The 18,088-nt window shown below is 35.8% G+C and carries 19 protein-coding genes and 1 pseudogene; 5 read left to right on the forward strand and 15 right to left on the reverse strand.

The window, feature by feature from the left end; all coding sequences use genetic code 11:
- Nucleotides 1-753: 753 nt before the first annotated feature.
- On the forward strand, nt 754-1,419 hold the full coding sequence (locus AN964_RS12285; protein WP_055739956.1) for a cell wall hydrolase: 666 nt from the start codon (nt 754-756) through the stop codon (nt 1,417-1,419).
- A 155-nt stretch (nt 1,420-1,574) separates the two neighbouring features.
- On the opposite strand, the gene AN964_RS12290 is transcribed toward AN964_RS12285, so the two are convergent.
- Nucleotides 1,575-2,114 (reverse strand): hypothetical protein, encoded by a 540-nt coding sequence (locus AN964_RS12290; protein WP_055739957.1) that lies wholly within the window; start codon nt 2,112-2,114, stop codon nt 1,575-1,577.
- A 178-nt stretch (nt 2,115-2,292) separates the two neighbouring features.
- Here AN964_RS12290 and AN964_RS12295 point away from each other — a divergent pair, with 178 nt between their 5' ends.
- A complete protein-coding gene (locus AN964_RS12295) occupies nt 2,293-2,670 on the forward strand; it encodes a hypothetical protein (RefSeq protein WP_055739958.1) in 378 nt (125 codons plus the stop codon).
- Between the two features lie 45 nt (nt 2,671-2,715).
- The gene (locus AN964_RS26700; RefSeq protein WP_163258633.1) at nt 2,716-2,865 is read left to right on the forward strand and encodes a hypothetical protein; all 150 of its coding nucleotides are present in this window, start codon (nt 2,716-2,718) and stop codon (nt 2,863-2,865) included.
- 248 nt (nt 2,866-3,113) lie between these two features.
- Here AN964_RS26700 and pdxT read toward each other — a convergent pair whose 3' ends face one another.
- Nucleotides 3,114-3,689 carry a pyridoxal 5'-phosphate synthase glutaminase subunit PdxT gene (pdxT, locus tag AN964_RS12300; protein ID WP_055739959.1) on the reverse strand — a complete coding sequence of 192 codons (576 nt, stop codon included), beginning with the start codon at nt 3,687-3,689 and terminating at the stop codon, nt 3,114-3,116.
- A 1-nt stretch (nt 3,690) separates the two neighbouring features.
- Complete coding sequence (gene pdxS / locus AN964_RS12305; protein ID WP_055739960.1) at nt 3,691-4,575, reverse strand: pyridoxal 5'-phosphate synthase lyase subunit PdxS; 885 nt, start codon at nt 4,573-4,575, stop codon at nt 3,691-3,693.
- Between the two features lie 104 nt (nt 4,576-4,679).
- Between pdxS and pdxR the strand changes: the two genes are divergently transcribed.
- Nucleotides 4,680-6,089: a MocR-like pyridoxine biosynthesis transcription factor PdxR gene (gene pdxR, locus AN964_RS12310; RefSeq protein ID WP_200915585.1), complete on the forward strand. Its 1,410-nt coding sequence runs from the start codon at nt 4,680-4,682 to the stop codon at nt 6,087-6,089.
- 223 nt (nt 6,090-6,312) lie between these two features.
- Here the strand turns inward: pdxR and AN964_RS12315 are convergent, their stop codons facing one another.
- The 11 genes and pseudogenes from AN964_RS12315 to AN964_RS12375 all read right to left on the reverse strand — a co-directional run bounded on the left by AN964_RS12315 (nt 6,313) and on the right by AN964_RS12375 (nt 16,786).
- Nucleotides 6,313-6,873, reverse strand: coding sequence for a GNAT family N-acetyltransferase (locus AN964_RS12315; RefSeq protein WP_055739961.1), 561 nt, complete (start codon nt 6,871-6,873; stop codon nt 6,313-6,315).
- 643 nt (nt 6,874-7,516) lie between these two features.
- Complete coding sequence (locus AN964_RS12325) at nt 7,517-7,867, reverse strand: DUF6054 family protein (protein ID WP_055739963.1); 351 nt, start codon at nt 7,865-7,867, stop codon at nt 7,517-7,519.
- A gap of 690 nt (nt 7,868-8,557) precedes the next feature.
- Nucleotides 8,558-9,670, reverse strand: a complete 1,113-nt coding sequence (locus AN964_RS12330) for a hypothetical protein (RefSeq protein ID WP_055739964.1) — start codon at nt 9,668-9,670, stop codon at nt 8,558-8,560.
- Between the two features lie 604 nt (nt 9,671-10,274).
- Complete coding sequence (locus AN964_RS12335) at nt 10,275-10,652, reverse strand: VOC family protein (protein ID WP_055739965.1); 378 nt, start codon at nt 10,650-10,652, stop codon at nt 10,275-10,277.
- 113 nt (nt 10,653-10,765) lie between these two features.
- Nucleotides 10,766-11,281, reverse strand: coding sequence for an SRPBCC domain-containing protein (locus AN964_RS12340; RefSeq protein ID WP_055739966.1), 516 nt, complete (start codon nt 11,279-11,281; stop codon nt 10,766-10,768).
- A gap of 31 nt (nt 11,282-11,312) precedes the next feature.
- Nucleotides 11,313-11,507: a DoxX family protein gene (locus AN964_RS25560; RefSeq protein WP_055739967.1), complete on the reverse strand. Its 195-nt coding sequence runs from the start codon at nt 11,505-11,507 to the stop codon at nt 11,313-11,315.
- Between the two features lie 292 nt (nt 11,508-11,799).
- Nucleotides 11,800-12,134, reverse strand: a pseudogene (locus tag AN964_RS12350) (ArsR/SmtB family transcription factor).
- Nucleotides 12,135-13,702: 1,568 nt separating this feature from the next.
- Entirely contained in the window at nt 13,703-14,269 is a 567-nt protein-coding gene (locus AN964_RS12360; protein ID WP_055739969.1) for an MOSC domain-containing protein, read from the reverse strand.
- A 381-nt stretch (nt 14,270-14,650) separates the two neighbouring features.
- The gene (locus AN964_RS12365) at nt 14,651-15,514 is read right to left on the reverse strand and encodes an aldo/keto reductase (RefSeq protein ID WP_055739970.1); all 864 of its coding nucleotides are present in this window, start codon (nt 15,512-15,514) and stop codon (nt 14,651-14,653) included.
- Nucleotides 15,515-15,605: 91 nt separating this feature from the next.
- A complete protein-coding gene (locus AN964_RS12370; RefSeq protein WP_055739971.1) occupies nt 15,606-16,010 on the reverse strand; it encodes a cupin domain-containing protein in 405 nt (134 codons plus the stop codon).
- 20 nt (nt 16,011-16,030) lie between these two features.
- Nucleotides 16,031-16,786, reverse strand: coding sequence for a carboxymuconolactone decarboxylase family protein (locus tag AN964_RS12375; RefSeq protein WP_055739972.1), 756 nt, complete (start codon nt 16,784-16,786; stop codon nt 16,031-16,033).
- A 218-nt stretch (nt 16,787-17,004) separates the two neighbouring features.
- On the opposite strand from AN964_RS12375, the gene AN964_RS12380 reads away from it, so the two are divergent.
- Nucleotides 17,005-17,553, forward strand: coding sequence for a TetR/AcrR family transcriptional regulator (locus AN964_RS12380; RefSeq protein WP_055739973.1), 549 nt, complete (start codon nt 17,005-17,007; stop codon nt 17,551-17,553).
- 124 nt (nt 17,554-17,677) lie between these two features.
- On the opposite strand, the gene AN964_RS12385 is transcribed toward AN964_RS12380, so the two are convergent.
- The gene (locus AN964_RS12385) at nt 17,678-18,058 is read right to left on the reverse strand and encodes a VOC family protein (protein ID WP_055739974.1); all 381 of its coding nucleotides are present in this window, start codon (nt 18,056-18,058) and stop codon (nt 17,678-17,680) included.
- Nucleotides 18,059-18,088: the final 30 nt, after the last annotated feature.

Consider the following 18,088-nt stretch of genomic DNA (forward strand, 5'->3'; position numbering starts at 1 on the left):
TTACTTCCTCCTATCCCATAATAAAATTTACCTATATATACGATTGTTCATTTTCTTTGGTTTCTTTTATGGATTTATTTTATTGAATATTAACTAACCGAATTCTTATCCTTAATTGAGCAACCAATGAAATTTAAAATAAGCGTAGATTTTCCGGTTAGACTGCAGAAAAGAGCTCGGTTCGAGGTATATAAGCGGAGGTTTTCCGATTATGCAAGTCAAAATGACCGTATTTTCACGTTTTTTTAGTCAATAGTCGGAATCTTTCCGTCTATCTAAACTATTTTCAGTGCTATTTTCTCATTAAGAGAAATTTCTCCGATTATTTATCAAACTCACTTAGTGTCTAATGAACTATTTAGGATGCTTTATTTTACATCTCTATGCCTTTTTGACTATGCAATATACTGTGAATTGTGTTGTGAAATTTAATTCATTTGCTATGTGATTAGGTTTGTGAATGAACGCGTTAGTATCATGGAGAGTTTTTCATTTTACTTTCCCCCTCTTTATCGTTCCAATTAGCCAAATTACATTTTTCATTTTTTTGTTTTTACTCCAAAACGACACCAATGTTTTCCTTCACTTTGTAAATTATGGATGCAATATAACAAATACGTAGTAAAAAAGTCACGTTTGTACCAATTCTGTATTGTTGTCATTAAATTATAAAGAAATGTAAACTTGCCGTTCTGTAAAAGTGTTACAAGCCTGTGATAATGTGAGAGAAGATCACAACAGGAGGTAGCATCCGTGAAAAACATATACATGAAGATGGTAGTTGTAGCATGTGTTGCTACAACTACTTTAATTGGTATACAAAATAAAACAGCAGAGGCTTTTACAGGTGAACATTCAGTAAAAATAGATAACCTTTCAAATAATGAAAATCAAGATTGGAAAATCTATTTTAAAAATATAGAGCAAGAAACGAAGATACAACAAGAAGGAGTCGGTATTCCAAAATTATCCATTCCTCCTGATAAAACGCAAGATAAAGCAAAAAAAGAAAAGGAAAAAGAAAAAAAGAAAGAAGAATACTCTATTAAGATTTCAGGCAAAGAGAAAGATCTACTTGAACGCCTTGTTCAAGCTGAGGCTAAAGGCGAACCGTTCAAAGGTAAGGTAGCCGTTGCAACAGTAGTGTTAAATCGTCTGAAATCTCCTGATTTTCCAGATAGTATAACAGGTGTAATAGAACAAAAAGTTGGCGATTGTTATGCCTTTTCTCCTGTACAAAATGGGGAGATTGAGAAGCCGGCATCTAAAGATTCTAAGAAAGCGGTAGAAGCAGCATTAAAGAGTAAAGACCGTTTACATGATTCCGTTTATTTTTATAACCCAAAAATTGCGACTGATACTTGGATCCGCAGCAGAGATGTTGTGACAACTATAGGAAATCATGTGTTCGCAAAATAAAAAAGTCTCGTACATTCGAGATAAGATACATGTGTTTGAAGAAAGAATAGATGAACAGGAGTAAAGTTCCTGTATTCATCTATTCTTTTTTATAACAACAATATTTTTTGTTGTATGATACGACCTATGCTCAAACCGCACATGCATCTGTTAGTTCAATACCAACCTGTCTTTATGGTTCCATCCTTATAAATAACTTTTACCTCAGGGTCATAATTAACAGGAGATTCTGAAAAGCAATACCATATTCGCCCCTTACTAGTATCTATAATTGTTGCATCCTTAATATCTTGGTCCTTATACTTTATCTTTATTTCTTTTATAGAAGGGTCGTTAATTACACCGATTGTAAAGGAGACAAGTTCTTTATCCGACTTTATATGTCTGGGCTGCAAGTTACTAAACGCTCTAGTTAATATTCCTTCTTCGTTGAATAGTTTACTTCCCGCTCCATTCCCCCATCGAAACCCAAGAGGGGTCTTTTCCATTAATGCTACTGATAAAATATCGTCCTTTCCATAAAATATAATAGTATTACCTTTATAGTCAGTAGTGTGGAAAATTTCATCAATTGAGACATTTGATTCGCTTAAAGCTTCATCGAAACTTTTATAATTCACTTTATAATAAGTAAGAATGAAAATAAAAATCAGCAATACCACTGAAGAAAAAGAAATGATTATTTTTAGTTTCATATAATTTCACCTCCAGACTGCTATCGCTTTATTACACTAACTCGCATATTTTCTTAAATTCTTACTTTAAACTGAAACTGCGATTAAGAAAGCATATGGGAGACCAAAATATAACTACAGTTTTAAAGTCCACTTTGGTTGGTTTTTGAATATTTTCTCGTGCAAAGGTGATTGCAAAATGAATGAGGAAAAAACGATTGTAGATTTACAGGTAAAAAAAGATATTGAGGATGAAATAAACGCATTAAAATTTACAAAGAATTTCCGCTCCGCTACTGCGGAAGAATGGTACATTTTTATGAAGAATTATGCTGATCCTGAAACTGGTGGGGCCGCAGGGAAAGCGATTATCCATTATAATTTATATGGAAATAAGGAGATATTTATTAATACAACTATTATCTTCGACGACGAAAGGCTCTTTAACCAGGAACTTTACTCACTTGTATATGCAATTGCAGACGAAACAGTCAATCGGCTGATTGGTTACGCTGATACCCTATTATCTGTTCATGCAGGATCGAATTCCTATCATGCAGAATACAAATCCAATTAATAATATGAAAGAGAAATCTCATAATAAAAAATGGAGGTGAAAGATATGAAAACAAAAGATGACTTTATAGAAGGGCCAAAAGTCACTGACGATGCTCATACATATGGGCCGCCGAATGGAGGAAGTGTCAACCACCATTCTCCTCAGTCTGTACCAAATACGCAAGCCGCTAGAACAGGCAAGAAACAGAAATAGAACAAGATCACTTGCTGATTATTTTAAAGACTTCAAGAAAGCATTTTAAAGTCTTTGCTAAGATTTTGTACAAAAAGAGACCTGGGTGTTTTTTTCACACCAGGTCTTTTGCTATATGGGTATTGTTTTGTGGTTCGAAAATATTAACCATAACCATCAGATAAATGAATGTATATCCAAATCATTACATTCGTAAGCTGTATTTTTTCTTCTACTTTATTTTTCAACAAGCTAAATTTCCTAATATATCAATTATATTCTCGTACCATTTCAATAAAATACTTCATAATCCGAGTATCTTCTGTTAACTCTGGATGAAAGGAACAACCTAAAAAACGGCCATCGCGAGCTAGAACGATACGCTCTTCATGTTTTGCCAGAATTTCAACCTTTTCACCTGCAGACACGATATGCGGTGCCCGGATAAAAACTGCCGGAATGTCTTCCCCTATTTCTCGAATGGATAGTTCCACTTCAAAACTATCTACTTGGCGACCAAATGAATTCCGTTCCACAACGACATCCATTAATCCAAGATGCGGCATTTTATAGCCGACGATTTCTTTTGCTAATAAAATCAGACCCGCACATGTTCCAAACATCGGAATTCCTTTGGCGGCTAAGGCACGAATAGGCTCCAGCAAATTGTAACGGTCCAGCAGTTTACGCATTGTTGTACTTTCTCCGCCAGGTAATATTAGACCATTTAATTCATTTAGATCTTCAACCGATTTAACCGGAATGGCCTCACAACCAAGTTCTTCAATCTGTCTAATGTGCTCTCTGACTGCACCTTGTAATGCAAGCACCCCAATTTTCAGCATATTACCAACCACGTTCCTGCATACGCTCAGCTGCATCCAGCGTTGCAATATCAATACCCTTCATCGGTACCCCTAATTTTTTTGAGATTTCGGCAATCAGTTTATAGTCTTGATAGTGTGTGGTTGCTTCTACAATGGCACGTGCGAATTTTTCCGGATTGTCAGATTTGAAAATACCGGATCCTACAAAAACACCATCTGCTCCAAGTTCCATCATTAAAGCGGCATCAGCAGGTGTTGCTACCCCGCCGGCTGCAAAATTGACAACAGGCAAGCGCCCTAAATTTTTGATTTCTAGTAATAATTCATATGGTGCTCCTAAATTTTTTGCTTCTGTCATTAGTTCATCTGTGCTCATTCCGACAACGCGTCTGACCTGTGCATTCACTTTTCGAATATGGCGAACCGCTTCGACAATATTTCCTGTTCCCGGTTCCCCTTTCGTCCTTAACATGGAAGCTCCTTCCCCAATACGACGGGCAGCTTCCCCTAAATCACGGCATCCGCAAACAAAAGGTACAGTGAAGTCGCTTTTTAATAAATGGAATTCTTCATCAGCGGGTGTTAATACTTCACTTTCATCTATGTAATCAACACCCATTGATTCTAATACTCGCGCTTCGACTATGTGGCCAATACGTGCTTTTGCCATTACCGGAATGGTTACGGCGTTCATCACTTCCTCGACAATACGAGGATCTGCCATACGTGCTACTCCTCCAGCTGCTCGAATATCGGATGGCACCCGTTCTAAAGCCATAACCGCAACGGCACCTGCAGCTTCCGCAATTCTTGCTTGTTCCGCATTCACGACATCCATAATGACACCGCCTTTTTGCATTTCTGCCATGCCACGTTTTACTCTTTCCGTTCCAACTTCCTTCATAAAAAAACCTCCATTCGTTTGATGATTACTAGTATAATAGAAATTGACTTTATGAAAAGGTTCAGTTTTTTAAATATCAATATGGTCAGTTGGAGGAATTGTAGGTGGACATGCTTATTTTTAAGTTGGATAAAAGTACCGCAAAACCATTGTATGAACAGCTTTATATCGGGATTAAAGAAGCCATTATCCATGGACAAATTGAAGTTGGAACCAAATTGCCTTCCAAAAAAAAATTTGCAGAGTTTTTGAATATCAGTCAAACTACCATTGAAATTGCCTATGCACAGCTTATGGAGGAAGGCTATGTTAGATCAAAGCCCCGAATTGGTTATTTTGTCGAAGAGATCGATGAATTACCGTACATTGAAAAAAAGCCTTTAACCATGCCTATTGAGAATGCTGAGAAAAAAAACTATCAATTTGACTTTCATCCAGGAAAAATAGATGCCGATTCATTCCCGTTTTCCATATGGCGAAAATATGCCAAAAATCTATATGATCTTCGTTCAAAAGAGCTTTTGCAAAATGGCGACCCGCAAGGAGAATATGCATTAAGAGCGGAAATTTCAAACTATCTTTATCAATCGAGGGGGATTATTTGCAAGCCGGAACAGATTGTCATCGGATCTGGAACGGAACAACTCCTTCCGATGATTCTAAAATTACTGGGAGATGATTCAAAATTTGCCCTTGAAAATCCAGGCTATTCTGCAATCCCGAGAATACAATTGGAAAATATCGCCTTCCCCATTCCAGTGGATGAAGATGGTTTAATGGTGGATGAACTTGAAAAAACAAACGCCAATGTGGTTTACATTACACCTTCTCACCAATTCCCTACTGGTGCAGTTTTATCAGCAACAAGAAGAACACAGCTATTGAATTGGGCAGCAAAAGAAAATCGCTATATTATTGAAGATGATTACGACAGTGAGTTTCGTTATAAAGGAAAACCCATTCCAGCATTACAAGGGATGGATCAAAACAATAAAGTTATTTATTTGAGTACGTTTACCAAATCGTTAATGCCTTCATTACGTGTTGCTTATTTTGTATTACCTGCAACATTGGTGCAAAAATACAAACAGACATTCAGTTTTTACTCAGCAACTGTACCGAGATTTGATCAACATATTTTAGCTGACTTTATGAGAGATGGCTATTTTTCCAAACATTTAAACCGTATGCGGAAAATTTATCGTAAAAAACATGAAAAAGTAACTGAAATATTTAATACGTATTACCCGCTTGTCTCATTCACTGGTGACATAGCAGGAATGCACATATTAATTTCCGTTCCCCTGTCCAAAAGTGAAAGCGAGTTAAAAGAGATTGCGGAAAAAAACAATATTGCCATCTATCCGGTAAGCGATTATCTCTTAAGTCCAATTGAATCTAAAAATCCTACTTTTCTATTTGGCTTTGGCGGTATTCCATTGGAGCAAATAGAAAAAGGGATCCACCAATTAATGCAATGTTGGGGTATTTCGAAATCAAAAAGACGATTTTAAATGAATAGCGGGAGTCTGAGAATTTTGCGTTAGATACTTCCGCTAGTCTCAAAAGTATGTTTCATCTATGACTTCGTTCTTTCATGGTAGTTTAATAACTTCAACACAAAAAAGCGTTATTCCCTTCTTAGATTAACGCTGCCCTATTGTTAAATAATGAAAAAGAGCAGACATTCTTTAGTTCATCTTCAACTCCAAGCACAAGTTAGTTTAAGAACAACAACTAATGAATGTCCATGTACCACATTAATTTAGTTTCATCCTGTACTAAGGGATCATCGTAACCATGTACGTCGATAGTTCCTAAAACAAATCCCTTTTTGGAATAAAATTTACACGCAGGAGTGTTTACATTTTGGGTTTCAACCATCAGTGTTCCATAATGTCGTTCTTTGGACCAATGTATGACTGCTTCAAGCAGTTTCCCTCCAACTCCATTATTCCTGGTATCAGGATGAACACGTAAGTCCCATAAGTTTGCCGCACCTCTCATAAACCCTGCCATTTCAGGTGCCACCGCAGCTCCACCGATGAACATGTCGTTTTCTATTGCTACAAACAGTCCCCATTCATCTAAGTCAAACTGCTTTTTCCAACTGAGTGGATGACAATCTGCTAAGAGATCATAGTCCTTTATATATGGTGTACATGGTCTTTCAATTAACTGAAGTCCCCCCAACCCGTTGTTCGTAGGACAAATTTGAAGTTTGCTAGTCACTTCGAATGCAATTGGAACTTTTGCGTAATCGGAAAGCTTTGAATGGTCGATTTGCTTAATTTGCATTGTTCGAATGGTCCTCCATTTCTGATACACCTGCACTGTGCAAGACTGTTTATAAACTTCTTTTTGCACTTCTATGATTGCTATATTCATAACTTAGCAAAAAGAACGTTAATCCTTATAATTTATAGTGTAATTTTCACAAACTTAATCTGGTTCATTTTATTTATTACAGGAATGCAGCCCCGTTACTTGAATAAAGTTTAAAAAGCCTTTTAACTCTATTAATTATTCCTTATTCAAGTAACCTCTGTTTTTTCCTCATAAAGATATAACTAAATAAATAACAAAAACTTGTGATTCCAAACAAAAGAAAAATACCTGGAGTCATAAGCATATATAGACTTAAAGGCAAAGACCAAATGAAGGCAATCAGCATTAATAATTTTCTCGATGTAAAATAAGAGATTATTGCTGTAATAGCAGGTAAAACTAACATAAATAAAGTTAGTAATGTCGTCCCATTATTTGTTTCATTCGAATAAGGATTAAAGAAGTTTAATAATAACCATAAAACAATGGTAATTATTGCAGCAACTAGCCCCAAAAAAGATGACTTTTTTAGCGTTTTTTTGACACTCCCCTCCTGAGTATTTCTTATACCAAAAAAATCCAATCCGTTATTGAACTAAAATAAATTTTTTGATTATTGTTCAGATTCAATCAAAATATATTCCTTTAGTACATCCTTTATCCAATTGACAAAGTTTTTGCTTGCTCCAAAATCAACATTGATAATACTTTCAGCGCTTCCTGAAGTGATACATCTCACTTTATTTTCTCCATCAAAATTTTCTAAGATTATGGTTAGTGTCGCCCTACCACTTGTACGATGATAATATCTTTCAAATATAAAAGTACATATTTGTTTTCCATCGTCGCCAACTAAATGATGTTCCCAATACACTAAATCTTCCTTCGAATTTGGAGCACTTAGAATAATTTTAGCCCCTTCAAAAGGTGATACGGATATCTTGAATTCTATATGTTTTTGCATTATGTAACTCCTCTTTTATTTATATATAATAGTGCTGAATCTTTCCTTCTATGAGGAAGAATTTCATTATCCTTCATTTACGAAATTTCCTTCAAAAAGTTTCATTTTCTCCTAATTAGATAGGCTTTCTTTAAGTAAACTGCATCTTTCGTTCAACAATGTATAGTTTTCTTTTTACATATTATCTTCCTAAAGCGACATTAATTTCTTCGCATTTCTGCTAAATTTACCTCGTATGAAACTTATTTATTTTTGGAACGTATAACTCTAGTAAATGAACAAAAGGCGATGGTATTAATGTTCAAATCAGAATTTGCAAATTTAATTGTCAGTCTAGTATTCTATGTTATTTTTATTACTATACTAATTCGTACTTTTTCAAATGCGGAAGTTTGGGCTATTGTTTTGTGCATACTCTTAATTTCCTTTAGAGCAATTTACGACATAGTAAAGTACATAAGAACTAAAACAAAAGAGTCTTAAAAGGCTTCTTTTTTATATTTAACTTAGTCAAGATTTCTAACTTTTTAGGGGTACCGTCAGGAAAATGCACATATTTACAACGTTAAGGAATTCCCATTATTAAAAAGCCCAACTTCTCTAAGTTGGGCTTTACATCGTTAAAGCGCCCTTTAATTAAATCATTTCCATTGTAAAATCTAACATTGATTTTAATACTGTAGTACTAACTCAGTCATATGTCACAGAGTATTTTACTCTTACAGTAAATTCAAGGGTTGAATAGTCCTTGGTTGGTAATGCCTTAAAATCTTGACCAGCATTAGTTACTTCTTCACTATGCATCCCTGTTGGTATAAATAACCTCGTATGGTTTCCGAGTGTATTGCCTGCTGGTTCATCTCTTTCACCAATACCATCCTGTTCTCTACCATATACAATAATATTTACATCCTTGTTTGACTCGTCAATAGTTTCAGGTCCGAGAATAAACGGATTTTGAGCAGTAATATGAAAGTTAGAAAAATATTGGCCAGTATGTATGTCTATTGTGTGATTTTCGTCTAGAAAAGGAAGCAGACCAGTAAAGGGAGTGTTTCCTTTCAGAATGTTAACTCTAAAATCCATCAATTCTCCTGTACCACTATCATCACCACAATTGTCGATATACACATCTTCTATGTTTATTTCAATTGTTCTTTTTTTAGTTTCAAATGTAAACTGAAAAACTTGCCAACTACCTCTAGTATCAGTAAAACGGATTAGGCAATGGTAGGTATTTCCGGCGAAAAGTGGACTCAATTCGGTATCATGGAAAAGGCTATTGGGAGCTATTGCATATGCTTCTATAGCATTATTCGGAAAAGCCTTCTCTATTTCCGGTTCTTTTTTAGGATCAAAACTTGGGAGTGGTGCAGTACGACTAACAGCAATTGCCATGGTAAGGTTATAGCCTGAGTTTACTGTCTGCCTATACCATGTCCCTCCTATTTCCTGAGAAAAACCAAATTCAGGATCAAATGGAAATGCTACTTGTGAATCTATCTGTACGCAAAAAACACGCACTAAATCTCCTAATTCCTCCGGCTTAAAATCGGATGGTTTATTAGGATCTACTTGTCCACTTCCTGGAATTGCAAGAACTTCGTAAATGTCCCCAGCCTTGAGATTTGGGGATTTACGTTGATTAGTTGTCGAAGTTTCCCTCATACCCCACGGTTGTCCTTGTAGACGTTCCCAAATGGTTACTTCAAAAGAATAAGAATAACTAATAGTAGTTTGTTGCGTTGCCGGGGAATTTTTGTCAAATCTTAACATACTTGGGCTCGCTTTCAGTTTTGTCATCCTTTGCGCCTCCATATTCTTTGAGAGTATTTTTTAATAACTAAATATATTGTCCCCTGCATTTTTTTAAATATTAATCAAATTGGGCTAGCATCAAAAAATGCGGATTTACAGCGTTAAGGAAACCCAAATATAAAAAGCCTAATTTCTCACTTACACCACCGAGAAATTAGGCTTTAGTTACTTCATAAAATAAGACTCATATTAAAATGCTTAACGTTGTAAATGCGAATATACAGCGTTAAGGATATTTCAATATTAAAAAGCCCGTTTTCCCAACATTAAAATTGAAAAATTAGGATTTTTTCGTTTCTCACTTAATGTCCCGATTGTGGAAGATTATAAGTTGTTGCTTTTAAAAAAAGTTAGTTTAAAAATACCTCACAAACCCGTATGTTACAGTAAATAATCCTGGATCAAAATGTATTTTTATATAGCAGATTTAAGTTTCAGTTATATAAAAAGGTTTGTTCATTTGAAGGTACATTTTGTTTAAAATCAGCCTCCGATAGCAGAAAAGGCGGCCGACTATTCATGTCTGCCACCTAATGGATATTGGTTCAGTTTTCCGTTAAAAAATTGTTATTTCATTTTTATAGTATTTTTACTTTTTTTCCATTACAGCAAAGTAATTTTCTTCATTATCTGCAAAGTTAAATACTCTCCCGGAAGGCATATTTACAATTTCTCCGACTTTGACATTGTTATTTGATAAGTTGCTGCGTAATTCATCGAGGTTTTCAGAAAAAAACATTAAAGAAGGTGTACCAAGATTTAATTCAGGTGACATTTTAGCAACGAATTCTTTATTGTGCAGAATAATACTTGTTTCTGCACCCTTTGTTGGAGCAATTTCAATCCATCTCATTTCATCGTTATTTTCTTCAGAAACGACACTAAATCCTACTTTTTCTGTCCAAAAATCTACTGCCTCATCCTGATTATTTACATACAACATAATTTGACCGACTTTACTAATCATTGATTTTTCCACTCCTTATCATAATTAATTCCACACTCGATACTTCAAATCCTTACTATAAGTATATGTTTTTTTCTGAACGGGCCTGCCTGGCGACCGTTCGTGATGATTCCTTATTTAAACTGCTCAAGTACCGCTTCCAGGCGGTCCCAAGTTTCGGTGATACCTTGCAGCATGCCCATGTCCATGACGGTCTTGAGGCTCTCCGCCGACGCATATTCACCACGGTTGATCAGCTTCGTCTTGCCACCCAGATCGATGAATTCTAATGTGATATTAGTCGACGGCATGGCGTCATTCGTATTGCCTTCTGCATCTGAAAAGAAATCGACGTAGACGATCTTCTCCGGCTCGATGATTTCCTTATAGACTCCTTTACCCCAAGATTCCATACCGTAGAATTCACCTTGGTTTTGATCGACGCACTTCATGCAGTAGTGCCAAACGCCGCCTGGCCTAAAATCGACGTTGCAGACAGGAAGCTCCCAGCCTTTCGGACCCCACCAGTGTTTGAGATGCTCGGGATCTTTAAACATCTTGAATACGAGGTCGCGCGGTGCGTCGAAAATACGCTCTAGCACGAGTACCTGATCGTCCTCTACTCTCGAAATGATAGTATTTTTGGACATTGTAATTCCTCCCAATAAATTTTTTGTTAAGTTATTTTACTTCACTTAATGAAACGGCTCTTCGTCTTCTATGGTAGAAAACATAGGAACCGGCAATCAAAATGTACCCAATAATGAAAAATACCCAAGGGTCGCCCACTGCTATGGTAGAATACATCGCACCCGTCAAATCAATAACAAATCCAGCATAAGCCCATTCCTTAATTCGAGGAAGTCCGTGTACCAATATCCCAATTACACCTAACAGTTTGGCAACGCCAATAAAAGGAAGAAAGTTTGCTAGTTACCCTAATGTTTAAATAACGCAACTGCTTCAGGGGCGAACATTATAGCAGGAATAGAATCAAAAAGCATGAATGCTGTCAACAGCCCCGTAAAAAAAACAGTATCCAATTGTTATATTCTTCATTGATACCTTATTTCCTTCTTTGGTTTAGACCATCCTAAAAAGTTTCCTATCTTCTACAGGCTTCAATAGGATTGCCATGATCTCATTGTTTTTATAATCTTTGGTAAGACTACTGCTTATTTTCATCGTTCACTTCCTTTCTTTGTAGTTCCTGCAGATACCCATCTAAGCGATCGAATTTCTCCTCCCAGACACGATGGAAGGACTTCAACCAGGAATTAAGCTCTTTGAACGAATCGGCTCTAAGCTTGTAGATCCGTCGATTGGCGATTGCATCCACTTCGACGAGTCCTGCATTACTAAGTACACGAAGATGTTTAGAAGTTTGTGGTTGGTTGAGTCCAAGTCGACCGGCAATTTCCCTACTGTGAGAGGACCTTCACGCAAAAGTTCAACAATTTGTAGCCGGTTGGGCTCAGCAAGAGCACTCAAAATTGTTTTCATGAATTAAATATACCTTTTAGGGAATATATCTGTAGAGGAATATTTAAAAGTTTTTTTAAATTGTTATGGCTATACGCTTTAAAACATGATCTTCTTAATCGAACTTATTGAATAATAACGTTGTATATCCGTATTTTCCTGACCGTACCCCTTTCAGGACTAAATTTGCTGCGGATATGGTTCTATTGCGCTTTATCTTCGCAATGTTCAATAACCATTTTTATTTATTTTTTCCTTCCAATTTTTGAAACTATTTACTATATAAAGCGTATTTTATTTAAAGTATCTCTCAATAGGGGTGTATAGCCATGGAAAAATGTAAACATTGTTCTAATCCATTTGTATGGAAAGAAATATATTTTTCTTGTCTACTAGACAAATCAATTCAATGTAAGAAATGCAAATGCGTAAATATCATCAATATTCCCTCAAGATTACTACTGAGATTAATTACTATTAGTCCTATTTTGATCTATATCCTTTACTTTTCAAAAGAACATTCAATAATTAATTTTGCAATTGCAATCATTATTTTATTTGTTTTAACAGGGCTTTGCCCCTTTTTTGCCAAGTACAAATTGTATTCAGATGATTGAATTAGACCTCAATATAAGGTCTATTTAATACAAAAAAGGATATCGTAACAATAAAAATAATCATATTTTGAAATGGAGGAAGATAAATTGAAACGTGACAATAGAATAACTTACATAGTTGTTTTCTCATTATTATCAATTACCTTTTTATCAACTATTCTTGCTATTGTGGTTTGGTCAATAAAGAACAGACATTTGAGATATATTTTAGGCTATCTATTTTATAAATAGATTTTTTCTAATTTCCCGTGGAAAATAACTTCTAGGTTATATATATATCCAAGCGGATTTCTTTAGATAATTTTAATCAGGAAAGGTTTTTCCACATAATGGTTCAACAGTGACATTAAAGATTTTCACCTATATTCTGCACCGTCAAATTAGTCAACACTTTATTAGCAATCTTTTCGTGAATATCACCAAATAAGTTGTTTATGTCGTACCTAAAACATTCACCATCATTCACCTTTAACCTTAGCCTTTTATCAGGATGTAAATCGTGTGCAGTGACTTTATTAGGAGGACTTTTTCTCACCAGTGATGGGTAACTCCTTCTGAAGAACAAACCCCAATTTCAATGACAACCCCCCCACCATATCTGTCAAAAATAAAAAGTGATTAAGTCTATTTTATTCTCGTAAATTCTTCGGAAATGTGGGAATGAACCTTTAAAGACCCTTTCTCTAAGTTCATTTTTTCAACTTCATAAGTTTAGATTCATTATTTCTTCAGTTCTTTTTATATGGAGGCAATGGGTATTTTATTGAATTCTTTGCCCAAATCGGATAAGGGATATTGTCAGTTGATTGTACAACAGTTATAAGTTCCTACTCGATGAATATGCATTCCTCCCCTTGTTACAAACAAGAAAAAGCATCCCTTATTAATTAAAGGAATGCCCCGATAACTTTAAAGTACATTGTTTCACAATCAAAATTAATTTTACTAAGGTACAAATACGGACCATGCTGGTTATACACGTTCAAGCTTTTTAAATGGTTTAGGAGGGAGTTCAACGCGGATGGTATCACCTGGTTTCACTTCTCCACTCTTCAATATAACTCCCATTATTCCTGCTTTTCTTATTAGATTTCCATCTGAATCCTTATCCAAAACAGCCTTTAAAAGCCCCTGTTTAAAATTATCAATTTGAGCACAAGGATTGCGTAAGCCTGTTACTTTAATAATGGCAGACTCACCAATAATTAATTTCGTGTCAGTAGGTAATTCAAGAAGGTTTATTCCGACAGTTGTTATATTTTCACCCATTTGTCCAGGTTTAACAGTAAAACGATCTGCTATCTCTTCGAATAACTCATTTTGAATTAAATGAACTTGTCTAAGATTAGGTTGGTTCGGATTTTGTGCCACTCTCGATCGATGTTTAACCGTTGAACCAAAGTGTGCATCGCCTTCGACTCCAAAGCCCTTCACTAATTTTATCATCTTCTGATTTTCTTTACTAAACGTATGCTCCTTACTTAAACTAACCGCTATGACTGTTCCTATAATGGAACTCTCATTTATTTCATCAAACATCCATCATCACAGCCTCCATTTTAAACTCGCTGTATGATCATATTCGATAAAGTTCTAATTATTCCTTCTTCTACTATCTTACCCTTGTCTAGATTAAACTAGGTTTATCTTATCAAGAGGTCTTTTTTAATTCAAATCTCAAATCATGCTGCCCTTTTTGCTAAAGAAGAAAAAGCCACCATATTTGCAGCTGAATCTTTAACTCTTGCACCCTTTAGCATTCCTCTAGTGAGTTAAAAGGGATTTCTTTACAAATCCAATGTTACCAAGCAATTTGCTGAAGACTCCCCCGTTAGATAAGGAAAACCACTTTCTTATTATAAATTGATTCTAGTTTAGATTTATCTCTTGATTTCCACTGTCCTCCACTTCATTACTCGTTTATTTTAATTTCCCTCCAAAAACCGGGAAGAAGCTATGCTCACCATAATTCTGGATATGCTCTACATTCTTCAAAGTCTCCATATCTGCATCGCTAATAACAAAATCAAGTTCTGCATTGTTTCTCATATGATCCGGATTTGCCGTCTTTGGAATTACCACAAGACCAAGCTGGATATCATAACGTAAGCAAAGCTGAGCAACTGATACTCCATACTTATCAGCTATTACCTTAACCTCTGCATTATCAAGAACGGCACCATGTGCAATTGGTGAATATGCCTCTACCAGGATGTCATTCTTTTGGCAGAATTCAATTAGTTCTAAAGGCGTATTGCTCACATGTGCCAATATTTGATTTACCATTGGCTTAATCTCACAGCTTTCAAGAATATTCTCTATATCATCCTGAAGGAAGTTAGAAAGACCGATCGCCTTTACCTTGCCTGTTTTATAAGCATCCTCCATTGCTTTCCAAACTTCTTTATTTTCCTCGAAGTAACGGTTCTCCTCACGGAACTCCTTCCAAGGCTGAGGGCTGTGGATAATCAGAAGATCAATGTAATCCAGCCCCAATTTTGCTAAAGACTCATCAATGGACCGTGTAACTGCATCATAGGTCTTTGCTTCTGCAGCAACCTTTGTCGTAATGAAAAGTTCTTCTCTTGCAACACTGCAGGAACGGATTCCATCGCCTACCCCAGCTTCATTCATATAAGCCTGAGCAGTATCAATATGGCGATAACCGATAGAAACCGCATCACGCACTGCCTGTGCTGCCTGTGCATCATCAAGTAGCCAGGTACCAAGACCTAATTTTGGAATTTCTACGCCATTTGATAGTTTGTAAGTTTCGTTAAACATGTTTTTGTCTCCTTTGCATAGTTAGTAACTTATAGACTTTTACGTCTTTTAAATAAGTTTTGGACATATGGATAACCGTATCGAATCATTATTATAATTTATTGTACGTTTCATCATCGACAGGTTCTAACCACTCCGGCTTACCTGCAGTGATTGCAATGTGTACAAACCAGCTATCTTTTGCAGCTCCATGCCAGTGCTTCACTCCATCGTGAGTGACTACGACATCGCCAGCTTTTAAAAATTGAGCAGGTTTTCCTTCTTCTTGGTACCAACCTTCGCCGCCGGTTACCAATAAAATTTGAAATCCATCATGATGGATATGCCAGTTATTTCGGCATCCTGGTTCAAAAGTCACATTCCCAACACCAACGTTGACTTTAGGATCAGCCACTAATCCCTTAAGATAACTTTGTCCCACAAAAAATTGTGAAAAAGGATTTTTTTCACCCGCTGGGAAAATAACGCCATTTTGTAATTCTTCATGTTTTGCCATTTAAACTCCTCCAATAAACTTTAATTTTCAGGAATCATTTCATTAACACATGCTAATGCATTTAATGTTCTCGGAAAGCCCATGTATGGAAGGCAATGGGTGATAGCGGTAATCAACGTTTCCTTGTCATTTCCGACATTCAAGTTTCCCTGTACATGTGCCTTCACTTGGCCTTCAGCCCCACCAAGGCTACTTACGATGCAGAGTGTTAACAATTCCCGAGTTTTCAAATCTAGCCCGCTACGAGTGTAGAAGTCTCCAAAGCAGAAAGCCGAAAGAAAATCTTGTATATGCTTCTGATTTGATGGTGCGCTCCCCCTATTTTTTGCTATAACATCACCAAAAATCTCTACCTGCACTGCAAGTCCTTTCTCAAAACGATTTTTTTCATCAACCTGTTTTTGGCTTTCAATTGGTAATGCTATATTCTTGGATTTGAAAACCTCATTTACTTCATGGATGGCATTTAATGTTTTAGGAAATCCAATGTATGGAGCACATTGGTAGATAGCTTCTTTGATTTCTACAGGTGTAAGCCCTAATTTCAGTGCTGCACCTACATGTGCCTTAAGTTGAGGTAAAGTCTCACTTGTAGTAAGAACCACAAGGGTAATCAACTCACGCTGTTTATCATCCAAATTACCTTGATAAAAAACTTCTCCAAAAATGAAATGGCTTAATATGTCCTGAAAATCAGGGTCGGTAGCATTTGCAGCAGGTACTCCATCCCCAAATAGCTGTTTGTATTTTTCCTTGCTCTTTTCAAGTCGATCCATCGGTAAACCTCCTCCTTGAACATAAATACTTTTATTTTTCTAAAGTTAATAGATTAAATCCCATGATAAAAATAAATATTGATTGATTAATCAACATCTGTTAATAATTATAAAAAGAGAAATGGAATGCATTCAATGGTTAAATGAAAGCAAATTGTTGATTAATCAACAAATCGATTAAAATTGTTGAGTATCTTTTAAAAAGATTGGTGAATGAAATGTCTAAAGTGGATAGGAGAATAGCAAAAAGCCAGCTAGCTATAAAAAATGCTGTAACTGAACTGATGTCTGAAAAAGGTTTTGACGACATTACCATTCAAGATATTGCTGATAGAGCAGATGTTAATCGCGGAACCATCTATCTCCATTACACAGATAAATATGACCTCCTGGATAAGATGATAGAAGAACATATGGAAAATCTCCGAGAACTGTGCAAATCGGCATCTGATATGACGTTTCAAGAAGGTAATTATGTCTGGTTCGAATACTTTGAGCGTCATTCTTTATTTTTTTCAACGATGTTAGCAAGTAAAGGTGCCCCTTATTTTCGCAGTCGGTTTCTTGATTTAGTTGTAGAAGAGTATAAACCTGAAGTGGATACGACCGACGGAAAAAATCAAGGATTAAGTGTAGATGTTATTCTTCAATTTTTTGCTTCCGCAATCGTAGGATCGGTAGAATGGTGGTTTAAGAATGGAATGCCTTTGCCTGCTCGTGTCATGGCAGAACAAACGGGGGCATTATTAGATAGAAATCTTGAATAATTCGTATTATTAAAAAACCTGAGTCCATATCAATACAGGACTCAGGTTTTTTATTTGATCTCACTGAAATTAATTTCATGGCAGTGTATGTGTTTTGTCATTGAAACTGATTTTTCCCATTGATTTATACAGTCAACTCAATAAGATTTCCTTCTGGATCCTCAATAACACTCTCATAATATCCATCTCCAGTAACTCGAGGACCGCTAATAAGGCGATAACCATCATTCTTTAATCTTGCGGTCATTTGATTAACGGACTCTCTGCTTCCTAAAGAAATTGCAATATGAGCCCAGCCTATCATATCATCCAGTTTTTTCTTATCGATTCCCGATTTACGCATAATCTCTAATCGTGTTCCAGAATCAAATGCAAGAAAATATGATTCAAATTTCTTTTCTGCATTATGATACTTATTGTTTGATTTACCATTAAAATACGTTTCATAAAACTCTCTCATCACTTCTAAATCATTGACCCAAATAGCTACATGTTCAATTTTCATCTCGATTTCACCCCATGTGATATTCAAATT

The organism is Heyndrickxia shackletonii (genome assembly GCF_001420715.1).
Lineage (GTDB): Bacteria > Bacillota > Bacilli > Bacillales > Bacillaceae_C > Margalitia > Margalitia shackletonii.